Consider the following 13091-nt stretch of genomic DNA (forward strand, 5'->3'; position numbering starts at 1 on the left):
CAGCTTAAGCTTGAGTCGTGAAATAATCTTCAGAGAAGTTCATGATGACGTCAGAACCTGATTTCACTTTAGTAATGCGTAATGCCAGTTCAGGCAGAATGCGTTGTACAAAATAACGTGCCAGAGCGAGTTTATTTTGATAGAACTCACCTTCTTTATTTTTCGCTGCATTGGCAATGCGCGCAAACATATAAGAGAAACTCAACAGACCTACAGCGTGCAGATAGTCGACTGCGGTCGCATTCGGAAAGTCATGACTTTCTCTTGCTGCTTCCAGAATATACTGAGTCACTGATTCAACTTCAGTCGCTGCATCCAGTGTGGCATCTTTAATGAAGTTCAGGTCTGCATCCAGACTATTGGCAAAGTCACGGATTTCAGAGATATATTCAGAGATATATTCGCCGCCACATTTAATGGTTTTACGGCCGATCAAATCTTGTGACTGTACGCCGTTGGTGCCTTCATAGATCTGGGAAATACGCAGGTCACGGATACATTGCTCCAAGCCCCATTCACGGATATAGCCATGACCACCGAAGACCATTTGTGCATCTAATGTCGCTTGGAATGCGGTATCCGTTAAATACGCTTTCGCGATTGGTGTTAATAGCGCAACACGGTCATTGGCTTTTTTCACCGCTTCAGGATCAGTCGAGAATTTGGTGATATCCAACTGTTGACCTACATACACGGCGAATGCACGTGAAGCTTCATTATTGGCACGTACATTCAGCAGCATACGGCGTACATCACCATGCACTAGAATACTGTCCGCAGGTTTGTTTGGTGATTGAACGCCAGCCGCGCTGCGACCCTGTAAACGGTCTGTCGCATATTGCGCAGCGTTTTGATAAGCGAATTCAGAAGCACCTAGGCCTTGGATACCCATCGACAGACGTTCATAGTTCATCATCACGAACATTGCAGCGAGACCTTCATTTTCTTTACCAACGAGGTAACCTTTCGCACCGTCAAAGTTCATGACACAAGTTGCTGATGCCTTGATTCCCATCTTGTGTTCGATTGAACCTGGGCCGACCGGGTTACGTTCGCCAATAGAACCATCTTCATTGACCAAGAATTTCGGTACGATGAAGAGGGAAATACCACGAGAGCCGGCAGGCGCATCTGGGGTTTTTGCCAGAACTAAATGAATGATGTTTTCCGCCAGGTCATGGTCACCGCCAGTGATGAAAATCTTGGTGCCGCTGATGCTATAAGTGCCGTCTTCGTTACGTTCAGCTTTGGTCTTGATAATACCCAGATCAGTACCGGCATGTGGTTCAGTTAAGCACATGGTGCCTGACCATTCGCCCGAATAAATTTTAGGTAAATAGGTTTCTTTTTGTGCTTGTGAAGCATAGCTATTCAACGCCATGCCTGCACCAACAGAAAGCAGTGGATACAGCATGAAAGACGGGTTGGTCGCGAACAGCATTTCATCAGAAAGTACTGTCAGCATTTTCGGCATTTCCTGGCCGCCCCATTCCATATCTGCGCCCAGACCAATCCAGCCGCCTTCTGCATATTGTTTGAATGCTTCTTTAAAGCCAGCAGGTGTGGTCACATTGCCATTTTCAATTTTTGCGCCTTCTTCATCACCTGTACGGTTCAGTGGAAGCATGACGTTTTGCGAAAATTTTGCCATTTCTTCAAGAATCGCTTCTGCTGTCCCAGCATCCAGATGCGCTAGATTTTCATTGGCCTGCCAGAACGGTTCTGCATTGAAGACATCGTTCAGGATGAATTTCATATCGGCAAGTGGCGCGTTATAAATTGGCATGGTGTGTCACCTGTTTATTGTTTGATTAAATGAGTTTTAATCAGTCTAAAACACTCAAAATCTGAATGTTAGACGACTAAAGGTTAATTCTGTAACTCTTTATAAAGAAAAAGGACTGCCTGTTGATTGACCGTCCTTTTTCTGAAATGTAGCTAGTCTGAGACTAACTTAGAATGCAAAGTGTTCCGCATCCAGGTTCATCAATGGCTCTACACCTGTCGCAATCACTTCAACGTGTGAACGAACGCGTGGCAGGATTTTCTTGAAGTAGAAGCGTGCTGTCGTCACTTTGGCATTGTAGAAATCAACCTCAGTGGTGCCCGCAGCCAGTTGCTCCTGAGCAACCAATGCCATACGTGCCCATAGGTAAGCTAGAGTGACATAACCAGAGAAGTAGAGGTAATCGACTGCAGCCGCACCCACTTCTTCAGGGTTTTGCATCGCGCGCATACCAATCTGCATGGTCAGATCGCCCCATTCTTTGTTCAAGGCAGCCAATGGTTCAACGAATTCTTTCATTGCAGCATTGTCTTTGTGCGCTTCAGCAAATTTATGGATGATCTTGGTGAAGTCTTTCAACATTGCACCTTGCGTACCCAATACTTTACGGCCTAACAAGTCTAGTGCCTGAATTTCAGTGGTACCTTCGTACAAGCAGGCGATACGTGTATCACGTACGATCTGCTCCATACCGTGCTCAGAAATAAAGCCGTGACCACCAAATACCTGTACACCGTGTTTCGCAGCTTCAGAACCAGTTTCAGTCAGGAACGCTTTTGCGATTGGTGTCAGCAATGACAGGATGTTGTCTGCAAATTTACGGTCTGCTTCTTCTGCAGCATGTTCAACTACGTCAGCATATTGTGCTAACAGGTAAACCAGTGCACGACCACCTTCTGCATATGCTTTTTGAGTTAAAAGCATGTTACGTACCGCAGGATGCACAATGATTGGATCTGCTTCTTTTTCAGGTGCTTTAGGACCAGAAAGAGAGCGCATTGCCAGACGATCTTTTGCGTATGCAAGCGCGCCTTGGAATGAACCTTCAGATGCTGCAAGACCTTGAACTGCTGTACCGATACGTGCTGTGTTCATGAACGTAAACATGCAGTTCAAGCCGCGGTTTTCAGGTCCAATCAGGAAGCCTTTAGCATTGTCAAAGTTGATGACACAAGTCGCGTTACCATGAATACCCATCTTGTGTTCGATCGAACCACAACGTACACCGTTACGCTCGCCAATAGAACCGTCAGCATTTAGGTTGAATTTTGGCACGATGAATAATGAGATACCTTTGGTACCTTTCGGTGCACCTGGCAGGCGAGCAAGTACGATATGGATAATGTTCTCTGCCATGTCGTGTTCACCAGCAGAGATAAAGATTTTCTCGCCAGAGATTGCATAGCTACCGTCCGCTTGTGGTTCAGCTTTGGTACGGATAATACCCAGGTCAGAACCCGCATGGGATTCAGTTAAGCACATGGTACCCGTCCACTCACCTGAAACCAGTTTAGGCAGGTAAGCGTCTTTTTGTTCAGCTGAACCATGATGTTCTAAAGTACGAACCGCACCGTGAGACAGGCCAGGGTACATGCCCCATGCCCAGTTCGCAGTACCCACCATTTCAGAAATCGCGATACCTAAAGAGTTCGGTAAGCCTTGACCGCCGTATTGTTCTTCAGCAGAAAGAGAAGGGAAGCCAAGCTCGATGTATTTTTGGTACGCTTCTTTAAAGCCAGTCGGAGTCGTAACAACGCCGTCATTCCAGGTACAGCCTTCACGGTCACCGGTCTGGTTGATCGGAGACAATTCGTTTTCACAGAAGTCGGCCGCAGCTTCTAAGTACTGATCTACCAGCTCACGGCTTACGTTTTCTTGGAATGCAGGGAGATTTGCATAGTGTTGTTCAGCATTTAATAATTCATGCAACACAAATTGCATATCACGTAAAGGCGCTTTGTATTGTGGCATATCGGTTTCCTCAATACTGGTTGAACCAGCGTTATAATCTTAGATGAACTAAAACCTGTCTTCACTGACACGGTTTGGAATGATCTAATCGTGCAACAACTTCCCCTGCGGTACAAGCTTTTCGGGGTGTTTTCTTGGTGACTGTAAAGTCAAAGATTAATCTGCATGACGCATTAAAGGTCTTGAGTATAAAGACTTTAGCCATATTCTGCAGGAAACGAATAGTCAACTGTATGCATGAAAGAGCACGCAATAAAAAAGCACCCGAAGGTGCTAGTCGTGAAGCCTTGATTCCTATGCATTAATAGGTAGAGGCTGTGGGCTGGAAACGGACATGACATTTGCCATTGATAGTTTGTTCGCTCATCTTGATCTGTGCAGCAGTCCCGTCTTTTTTGCCTTGACAGGCTTGCAGCATGGCTCGTTGATGTGCCTGATGTTGAGCGAGGCGCTGATCAAACTGTTTAGTCAATTCTGCACGTTTGGCATCCGTCATGACTTCACCGTGCATCATGCCTCTACGCATATCAGCACGCATTGGACGATGCTCAGCTTTCATGTCGCGATGGCTTTTCATCTCTTTACGATCTGCTTTAAAGACCATCTTGCAGGTGCCGTCTATGGTTTTATCGCCAGTCTTGATTTGAACGGCCGAGCCCACAGCTTTATTGTCGCAGGCCTGTTGAAGCTGTTTGGCAAACTGCATGCGTTCTGCACGCTTTGCCTTAAACTGCTCACGCTGTTCGGGAGTTAGATGCTGTTTTTTGCCTTCATGATGTTTCATCATGTGGGGATGATCATTGCTTGGCACATTGCTGGTGGATTGACAGGCAGTCAACGCACCCATTGATAAAACACTTGCACTGATTAAAGCTATTTTTGTCATGGTTTGCATTGTATTTATCCCCGTCAAGAAGCTGATTCTATGTCAGATAAAGATTAAACAATAAAGATGAAGAAACAATGAAGAGTTTTTTGCTGCGGTGTTCGCTACAATAATGAATATAGAAGAAAAATTGAGATTTTAGTTTTGAACATTCGCCGTATTCCCATTGCATTACGTCTATTTTTGACCGTGCTGTTGACCACGTTGGTCATTACCACAGTGAGCCTGGGTGTATTGCATCTGAATATGCAGCGTAATTTCGCCCGTTATGTCGCCGATGTCGAAATGCAGAAGCTAGATTATGTGATTGAAAATCTGGCAGATGTCTATGCGGTCTATCAGGACTGGGGCAACGCGATTCAGGCACAGATTCTCCAGATGGAAGGTGAAGCCGCACCAGATGATTATGACCGATTATCACGCTGGTGGCTGCGCCGTCAGTATGATATTGCCTTGCAGCAGCGTTATTTTCAGGAACAGACTCTGGCTCAGGTCGCACCCAGTATGGTAGATCCGGCGCTGCCACAACGTCAGGTCAATGAAGAAGAATTACGTGTGCTGGCATCTAATTTGCCTTCACAGTTTCAGCCCTTTGAAGGCTTGAAATTCCCGCTCAGCTCCAATCAGAATCTGTTTAGGGCTGATCGCAAGAATGGGGAACAGCCAGCACAGCAGCCGACCGGCAAGAAACAGTTTATCCAGATGCCGGATCGTCTTGGTCTCAGTTCACGTCTTTCTCTGTATGATGCCAAGCGTCGTTTTGTGGTCGGTGAGGCTTCGGATGAGCAGGTCTCTTATCGCCCAATTATGGTGAATAACCAGATTGTCGGCTATTTGGGCTTAAAACCGGTTCTGGATCAGGATGATGCCTTAAGTATCAATTTCTTTAGTAACCAGAAGCGTTATTTATTTCTGGTTTATGCACTCAGTATTTTGGCGAGTCTGATTGCGTCCCTGTTATTGGCGACTTATTTCAAAAAGCCGATTCAACGGCTGCTCAATGGCACACGTGCCTTGACTCAGGGAAATTATCAATATCAGGTTAAAGTGAACCGGAATGATGAATTAGGTGATTTATCCAATGAATTAAATGCATTGGCGGTGATTCTGGATCAGCATGAAACCTCACGCCGTCAGTGGGTGGCAGATACCTCACATGAGTTAAAAACGCCACTAGCAGTCTTACAGGCACAGATTGAAGCGATGCAGGACGGAATCCGTAAACCAACGCCTGAACATTTTGCTTCCATGCTGGCTCAGGTGAACAGTCTGAAAAAACTGACCCAAGATCTGGCCGCATTGGCACAGGTCGATGCCCAGCAATTGCAATTCTATTTCTCGACGGTGAATCCGTGGGAGGTTGTGCAGCAGGAACTCATTAACTTCCAGCCGAACTTTGAACAGGCTGAATTAGTGGTTACTGCAGATGGCGAAGGAACTGATTTAAATCTGGATCTAGATCGTTTTAAACAGATTGTGGCGAACTTGCTGAGTAACAGTATTCGCTATACTGAAGCAGGCGGGCAGGTGCATATTCATACCACACAGGATGATAAAGAATGGACCTTATATGTCGATGATAGTCCGTTTGGTCTGACTGATGAACAACTGACGCGTATTGGTGAGCGTTTCTACCGTGTCGATGATTCTCGTACCCGGGCGACTGGCGGAACCGGACTGGGTTTGGCATTATCATGTAAAATTACACAGGCGCTGGGCGGCAGCTTAAGCTTTGCACATTCACCACTGGGTGGTTTACGATGTAAGCTGAGCTTTCCTAAACAAGTGAAACCATAAAGGAAATATATTGATGAAACATGTCATGCTGGTTGAAGATGAAATCGAACTTGCACAGTTGGTGCGAGACTATCTGGAAGCTGCTGGTTTTGAGGTCAGTATGTTTCATGATGGGCAGGAAGCATATAACAGTTTTACCCAGCGTAAACCGAGTCTGATGATTCTGGACTTGATGGTGCCGCGTATGGACGGCCTGACCATTTGCCGTAAGGTACGTGAACAGTCGGATTTACCGATTATTATGGTGACTGCACGTACTGAAGAAATTGACCGTGTGTTGGGTCTGAATATGGGTGCAGATGATTATCTCTGTAAACCATTTAGTCCGAAAGAACTGGTCGCGCGTGTACAGGCTGTGTTACGTCGTCTGGATCGTAAATCAGAACCGGAAAGCAATGATTTATTCCGTATGGACAAATCACAACAGCGCATCTGGTATCAACAAAAAGCCTTGAATTTAACGCCGACCGAATTCCGTTTACTGGAGTTATTCCTGGAACATGTCGGACAGGTATATTCACGTGCGCAATTGCTGGATCATATTAATCCGGACAGTTTTGATGTGGCTGACCGTGTCATTGACAGTCATATCAAGAATTTACGCCGTAAGATTTCAGATGCGGCTGAAACCGGCAACCGTCATGAGTGGATTCAGGCGGTGTATGGGGTCGGTTACCGTTTTGAATATCCTGAAGACTGATTAAGTTTTTAATGTTTAAGAGAAGCGAATAGGTGAGAACTTATTCGCTTTCTTTATAAAGCATTATTTTTTTTGATTTTATGAAAAGAACAGTACACTTGTATAATGCCTCCTGGATCATTTTAGAGGGTTCTGAAACCTATGGTTTGGATGGTTAAGAATTTATTCTGATCGAGGGCGAAAAACTGTTGGCTATCAATATTTTAATTTATTTCAATATAATAATGAATGCAGTCTCTAGTATGCTCACAGATTAAAGGAAATCTTGCCCAATTTTTTAAAATGCCTGTTTGGGTGAAACCTGATTTAATCAGGACGTTTTTTGATCTGGTATGTTCTGCATCATAAAAAGTCTCAATTCTTTCAAGAGTGCTATTATCTTTTAAATAAGTAAGTACAGCTTTTAGTGACTCTTGCATGAACCCTTGTCCTTGAAATTTTTTTCCTAGCCCAAAGTGGATTTCCCCACAATTCTCTTTATTAAAAAACAATACAATTCCCAGAGCCAAATCGGTTTTCTGGTCGCTGACAATCCAGGCAAAATTTTTATCTGGGTCTTCCCAGTTGACCCCACACCAATTTTCCAACATGTTTTTTGTCTGACATATATTTTTATGTGGCATTCTCTGGAGGTATTTGCTCGCTTCCCAGTCTCCGAAATATTCAGTAAAGAGAGAATTTTCATCCCCAGTCTGAAATTTACGTAAATTTAGACGATCAGTTTTTATAGGCGAAGCTAATACTTTGCGAGTTTTCATAGTTATTTAATTTAAAATTCTAGCCTTAGTTTAAAAATATATGATCAGCTTCTTCTAGTACAGCTTAAATGCTCCTAAATAATTTAATTCTTTGCTGATCTACTTTCTTCAATTTTGCCACCACCAGCTTATAAGAATTCAGCACCAAATCTTTAATCAAAGATTCATCCAGATCTTCATCCTCGTAAACTGAAATCCAATGCTGTTTATTCATATGCCAGCCCGTATGAATATAAGGATAAATATCCCGCAGCATTGCACCATGCTCAGGCTCGACTTTTAAATTAATCGCAGCTTTTCCTTGCAAATGAAAAGTCAGCATAAAGACTTTATCCATGACTTTAAATACATCACAACCTTCACCAAAAGGCTGAGTGACAGTGACTTCCGGCAGTTTTAATGCAGTCGATGAAGCAACAATGTGTAGGGTCATAAGTTATGGATAGCTCATCATAAAACTGTGGATAATGCTTAAATTATCCACAGTTTTTATTTTGGATGTGAATAAATTAAGACGAACAACTCACCATGACTTCAGGCACATCACTTGGTAATGGTGCTAAATCTTCAGGCTGTTCCAAATCTGGCTGTTTTAGATAAGGCTGACTGAGTAATTTAAACAGACGACCTACTTCAGAAAAATCATCCCGCTCTGCCAGTTCAATGGCTTTCTGTGCCATATGATTACGTATAATATAATGTGGATTGATCAAGTGCATGGCGGCGTCTAACTCTTCAATATCCTGTTGTTCTCGAATGCTTTCATATTGTGTCAAAAATGCTTCAAACTGACGACGATCCAGACAATCATCTTTAAGGGCTTCATAGTCTTTATTTTGCATACGGATAAAACTTTGGGTGTAGTCCAGTTGTTCACTCTGTAAAATGCGCAGAAAGGCCATTGCGCAGTCAAAACTGTCTTTATGGAAACTTGGCAAGCCCATTTTCTGGTTTAAACCATGTTTATAATGCTCTAAAAATGTTGGCTCATAGTGCTCCAGACACGCTGCTAAATCCTGTTTCCATTGTTCTTTGTCATAATCTGTAGGGCAGAGCGGCACCAGATTGTTTAACCATTGCCACAAATTCCAGTGTCCGATACTTGGCTGCTGCTGATAGGTATAACGCCCTTGATAATCCGAGTGGTTATTGATCCAGTTCGGACGGAAGCGCTCCATAAAGCCATAAGGACCAAAGTCCAAAGTTGAACCGGTAATATTCAGGTTGTCAGTATTCATCACGCCATGTGCAAAACCAACCCGTTGCCATTTGGCAATCATCACCGCAGTGCGCTGAATAACTTTTGTGGCAAAGCTCAGAATCGGCTGTTCGGCTTGCAGGCATTCTGGATAATGCCATTCGATACATTTCTGGGTAAATTCAGCTAGTAGATCTGGCTGATACTGATTGATCCATTCAAAATGGCCGAAACGGATATGACAGTCTGAAGTACGCAACATCATCGCGCCCGGCTCTAGCTTCTCACGCTGAATACCTTGGATTGATGAAGTAAAACCAACTGCATTACTGGATGCTACACCTAAAGCATTTAAGGCATGACCTGCCAGATACTCACGAATGACTGAACGCAGTACTGCACGACCATCGCCCATGCGTGAATAAGGGGTTGCACCAGCACCTTTTAAATGCAGGTCAATGGTCTGATTATTTTTATCCAGAATTTGCGCAATCAACAACCCGCGACCATCTCCCAACTGTCCTGCCCATTGTCCAAACTGATGACCTGCATAGACCATAGCCAAGGGTTCAAATTCAGTAAAAACTTTCTGACCACTACAAATCTCGACCCATTGCGCCTTGTCTTCATCCGACCATTGCAATTGCTCTGCTAAAGCTGCATTAAAATGTCCGGCTTTCGCACCTTTTAACGGCAGCGGAACTTGATGGTGATAGAGGCGGGCGGGCAGTGTTTGATAGCGAGAGTTAAAATACATGGCATCAGTACAGGATTGGAATAAATTTACTATAACAAAGATAGCTGTATAAAACTGTTGTATAAGCGAGAGTTCACGTTATCTTTCGGACATAAAAAAAGCCCCAATCGGGGCTTTAGTGTTCAACAGCTTTTATTGAGAAACTGCAGATTTTTTCAAATTACGAACCAGTAGATTCAAGGTTTGACGATGATGAGAAAGACGCTGTTCAACCAGCTGGAATTCAACTTTCAGCTTGTCATCCATCTGATGGATTTTTTCAGCCATCGATGCTTTCTTGACCTGAATTTCCTGTTCTTTCAGCTTCGCCCAGTCATTTAAAGTTTGGGTAAATGCATCATATTCCTGTGCGATCTTGGTTTTTACCGCCGAGATATCTTCAGAAACATCATGGCCATATACCGCAAGATCCTGTTCAGCATATTTAAACTTCATTGCCAATTCCGCTTTTTTGATATTAAAGCTAGGAATGCGGCGCAAGTTTTTAGCTAAACCAAGTTTAGAACAAGTCCAGATCAACCATTTAGTTGGATCGTATTGCCACCATTTTACGCCGTTACGGTAATCGTATTGGAAAATGTGGTGATAGTTATGATAACCCTCACCCCAAGTTGCAACCGCGAGTACGAAGTTGTCACGTGCAGTATTTTCATCGGTATAAGGACGATTTCCCCACATGTGGCAAAGTGAGTTAATGAAGAAGGTCACATGATGGCTCAGGATTAAACGCATTAATCCACCCAACAGCAACACGCCCCAGACATCGCCGACTGCCCAGCCAATTGGCAATAAAATCGCAGCATGAACAGTAATCACTAAAGGAACGTAGTATTTGTCCTGAAACATCACCACTTTATCTTTTAATAGATCTGGCGCATTTTTATAGTTGGCAGCACCAGATGGATAATCACGTAACATCCAGCCAATATGTGCATACCAGAAGCCTTTATTGATCGAGTACGGGTCTTGATCAACATCATCGACATGACGGTGATGGGTACGGTGACCAGATGCCCAGAATAAAATACTATTCTGTACAGCAAATGTACCCATAATCATCAAGATGATTTTTAATGGTAAAGTGGCTTCATAAGCACGATGTGCCCACAGGCGATGGTATCCTGCTGTAATGCCGAGGCTGCTTACGCCCAGTAAAACAAACATACTGATCCAAGCGGCAGCGCTAAAATCATGGTGATACGCATACAACGGAATCGCAATCAGGGCTACGATCGGTAAAAATACCAATGCAAACACAGCAATCCAGTTGATGGGGGCTTTGGGTAAGGGAGCATTCATCTCCAACAGCACTCCTAGAACCTCGGAAGGTATAACAAAAAGCAGAAACTACTGTTGGTTTTAACAGCAGCCTATCTTGTCCATATTAGCATGTGCCCTAAGGCATCACTAGCATTATTGTACGGTTGTATTGTACTTGTCGGTAACAGAATAAGTAGGGCAGAAGTGACCATTTTGCGAGCGTAGACGGGTTCTGATTTCCGACTAAGTGACTGAGGATTATCACTCTTTCAGAAAATGGAAACCGAATGAATCAGAGGAAAATAGTTGTTCATAATTTCTACAATATTATCAGGAAATTTGCAGAATATAGAGGTTGGGCAACTTAATTTCACTTTCAAATAAAATCTGATTAAGGAAGATTCACACTTTCATTATTACATTTTCGAAATGAACTGGATCAAGAAATACCTAGATCAATCAAGGCTAAGAGAGATTATTTAGAGTTGTTGTAGCATCAATTTTGGATAATCGGTAATCACCCCCTGAATGCCCCAGTCTCGCAGCTGTTTGGCACGGGTGACATCATTGACCGTCCAGACACTGATATTCAACTCGGCAGCCTGCGTGGCTTGAATCAGGTCTTTACTGGCCAGTTCATCCATCCAGCCAATATGACAGCATCCAAGTTCCAGCGCCTGATCAATGGCTTGATGTTTGACATCGGTTTCAATCAATAAACCGCGTTTTAAACGTGAGTTTTGCTGTTTAAATGCATCCAGAATTTTGGCATCAAAGCTGGTAATAATGGCTGCCTGCTCATAGCCTTGTAACTGCTTTTCGACTTCAAACGCGATTTTTTCAGCTGCTTCTTCAGATGCTACGCTTTTAATTTCGACTTCAATATGCTCAAAATTTCGAATGACATTTAAGGTTTGATCGAGCAATGGGGTCGCTTCGATTTTATTCCATTCTGACCAGGCCACTGCGTGATTATATTGGGTAAGATCTTGACGGTTACACTCGTATAGATGCTTCTGCAAACCGGTGGTACGCACAAAGTCGTCATCATGCATGATGATTAAGGCATTGTCTTTGAGCTGACGGACATCAAACTCAACGGCGCGAATGCCAATCTCCTGAATATATTGAAAACCGCCCAAGGTATTTTCAGGGGCTTCGCCACGTGCACCACGATGACCAATTATGCGCATAAGATGCTCATGAGTGGGAAAGTTAAGTTCATTTTGCGAGGGCTACGTGACAGAAGAGTGACACTTTCTATTTTCGTCAGATGTTCTGTAAAATCAAGAGACATCTGACGTGTATTTTTAGATAGCAACTTGAAACATAATTTTACTTTTCGATGCTGTCATTGATATTTTTTTGCCACAGCACTTCGGAACCGCCCTCAGCACGTTGCAGGGTACGTGATGCTACAAATAACCAGTCCGATAAACGATTAAGTAGTTGCAGTGACGCTGCCTGAATATTTTGGTCACGGTGATGTACCGACATGACGCTGCGTTCTGCACGACGGCAAACAGCGCGGGCCTGATGGGCAAAGCTACACACCAGCGTTCCGGTAGGCAAAATAAAGTCTTTGAGCATTGGTAAGGCCGCATTCATTCGGTCGATATCATTTTCCAAAAACTCAATCGATACCGGTTGCACCAGATTAAAACCCGGAATGCAGACTTCGCCGCCCAGATCAAATAGCCAGTGCTGAATCAGGCTTAAAGATTTATCCCAAGCGGCTTGATCTTTAATAGTGCTTGCTGAAATTTGTGCACGTAATACGCCAATCACGGCATTCAGTTCATCGACATCACCCAGCGCGGTAATACGCAAGTCATCTTTGGCAACGCGTGAGCCATCACCAAGCCCTGTAGTACCCGAATCGCCTGTGCGGGTGTAGATTTTACTTAAACGGTGGCCCATATGTGTTCCTTGAATTTTTAATGAAGATAATAAAAAAGGATAATGTCGGTCATAACAT

Annotated in this window: 11 protein-coding genes; 2 read left to right on the forward strand and 9 right to left on the reverse strand. The window is 43.8% G+C overall.

Annotation, left to right across the window (positions count from 1 at the left end):
- Positions 1-4: 4 nt before the first annotated feature.
- From AC13CK_RS15460 to AC13CK_RS15470, 3 genes are all read right to left on the reverse strand, one after another.
- Positions 5-1786 (reverse strand): acyl-CoA dehydrogenase C-terminal domain-containing protein, encoded by a 1782-nt coding sequence (locus AC13CK_RS15460; RefSeq protein WP_005246013.1) that lies wholly within the window; start codon positions 1784-1786, stop codon positions 5-7.
- Between the two features lie 168 nt (positions 1787-1954).
- Positions 1955-3757 carry an acyl-CoA dehydrogenase C-terminal domain-containing protein gene (locus AC13CK_RS15465; protein WP_004278309.1) on the reverse strand — a complete coding sequence of 601 codons (1803 nt, stop codon included), beginning with the start codon at positions 3755-3757 and terminating at the stop codon, positions 1955-1957.
- Positions 3758-4058: 301 nt separating this feature from the next.
- On the reverse strand, positions 4059-4652 hold the full coding sequence (locus tag AC13CK_RS15470; protein WP_482831300.1) for a hypothetical protein: 594 nt from the start codon (positions 4650-4652) through the stop codon (positions 4059-4061).
- A 135-nt stretch (positions 4653-4787) separates the two neighbouring features.
- Here AC13CK_RS15470 and baeS point away from each other — a divergent pair, with 135 nt between their 5' ends.
- Both baeS and AC13CK_RS15480 read left to right on the forward strand, forming a co-directional pair.
- On the forward strand, positions 4788-6440 hold the full coding sequence (baeS, locus tag AC13CK_RS15475; protein ID WP_425879223.1) for a sensor histidine kinase efflux regulator BaeS: 1653 nt from the start codon (positions 4788-4790) through the stop codon (positions 6438-6440).
- 13 nt (positions 6441-6453) lie between these two features.
- Positions 6454-7140 (forward strand): response regulator, encoded by a 687-nt coding sequence (locus AC13CK_RS15480; RefSeq protein ID WP_004278304.1) that lies wholly within the window; start codon positions 6454-6456, stop codon positions 7138-7140.
- A 203-nt stretch (positions 7141-7343) separates the two neighbouring features.
- On the opposite strand, the gene AC13CK_RS15485 is transcribed toward AC13CK_RS15480, so the two are convergent.
- From AC13CK_RS15485 to AC13CK_RS15510, 6 genes are all read right to left on the reverse strand, one after another.
- Positions 7344-7898: a GNAT family N-acetyltransferase gene (locus AC13CK_RS15485; RefSeq protein ID WP_482831301.1), complete on the reverse strand. Its 555-nt coding sequence runs from the start codon at positions 7896-7898 to the stop codon at positions 7344-7346.
- 64 nt (positions 7899-7962) lie between these two features.
- Positions 7963-8331 (reverse strand): MmcQ/YjbR family DNA-binding protein, encoded by a 369-nt coding sequence (locus tag AC13CK_RS15490; RefSeq protein ID WP_213687660.1) that lies wholly within the window; start codon positions 8329-8331, stop codon positions 7963-7965.
- A gap of 76 nt (positions 8332-8407) precedes the next feature.
- Entirely contained in the window at positions 8408-9853 is a 1446-nt protein-coding gene (locus AC13CK_RS15495; RefSeq protein WP_425879228.1) for a protein adenylyltransferase SelO, read from the reverse strand.
- A gap of 132 nt (positions 9854-9985) precedes the next feature.
- A complete protein-coding gene (locus tag AC13CK_RS15500; RefSeq protein WP_005267436.1) occupies positions 9986-11152 on the reverse strand; it encodes an acyl-CoA desaturase in 1167 nt (388 codons plus the stop codon).
- Between the two features lie 440 nt (positions 11153-11592).
- Positions 11593-12306 (reverse strand): glycerophosphodiester phosphodiesterase, encoded by a 714-nt coding sequence (locus tag AC13CK_RS15505; protein WP_213687658.1) that lies wholly within the window; start codon positions 12304-12306, stop codon positions 11593-11595.
- A 142-nt stretch (positions 12307-12448) separates the two neighbouring features.
- Positions 12449-13033 carry a cob(I)yrinic acid a,c-diamide adenosyltransferase gene (locus tag AC13CK_RS15510; RefSeq protein ID WP_425879231.1) on the reverse strand — a complete coding sequence of 195 codons (585 nt, stop codon included), beginning with the start codon at positions 13031-13033 and terminating at the stop codon, positions 12449-12451.
- Positions 13034-13091: the final 58 nt, after the last annotated feature.

The organism is Acinetobacter sp. L-24 (assembly GCF_056857555.1).

What these genes read in the sequence shown, in the direction of transcription:
- AC13CK_RS15460 (WP_005246013.1), bottom strand. Translation starts at nt 1,786, where the DNA reads ATGCCAATTTATAACGCGCCACTTGCCGATATGAAATTCATCCTGAAC.
- AC13CK_RS15465 (WP_004278309.1), bottom strand. Translation starts at nt 3,757, where the DNA reads ATGCCACAATACAAAGCGCCTTTACGTGATATGCAATTTGTGTTGCAT.
- AC13CK_RS15470 (WP_482831300.1), bottom strand. Translation starts at nt 4,652, where the DNA reads ATGCAAACCATGACAAAAATAGCTTTAATCAGTGCAAGTGTTTTATCA.
- AC13CK_RS15480 (WP_004278304.1), top strand. Translation starts at nt 6,454, where the DNA reads ATGAAACATGTCATGCTGGTTGAAGATGAAATCGAACTTGCACAGTTG.
- AC13CK_RS15485 (WP_482831301.1), bottom strand. Translation starts at nt 7,898, where the DNA reads ATGAAAACTCGCAAAGTATTAGCTTCGCCTATAAAAACTGATCGTCTA.
- AC13CK_RS15490 (WP_213687660.1), bottom strand. Translation starts at nt 8,331, where the DNA reads ATGACCCTACACATTGTTGCTTCATCGACTGCATTAAAACTGCCGGAA.
- AC13CK_RS15495 (WP_425879228.1), bottom strand. Translation starts at nt 9,853, where the DNA reads ATGTATTTTAACTCTCGCTATCAAACACTGCCCGCCCGCCTCTATCAC.
- AC13CK_RS15500 (WP_005267436.1), bottom strand. Translation starts at nt 11,152, where the DNA reads ATGAATGCTCCCTTACCCAAAGCCCCCATCAACTGGATTGCTGTGTTT.
- AC13CK_RS15505 (WP_213687658.1), bottom strand. Translation starts at nt 12,306, where the DNA reads ATGCGCATAATTGGTCATCGTGGTGCACGTGGCGAAGCCCCTGAAAAT.
- AC13CK_RS15510 (WP_425879231.1), bottom strand. Translation starts at nt 13,033, where the DNA reads ATGGGCCACCGTTTAAGTAAAATCTACACCCGCACAGGCGATTCGGGT.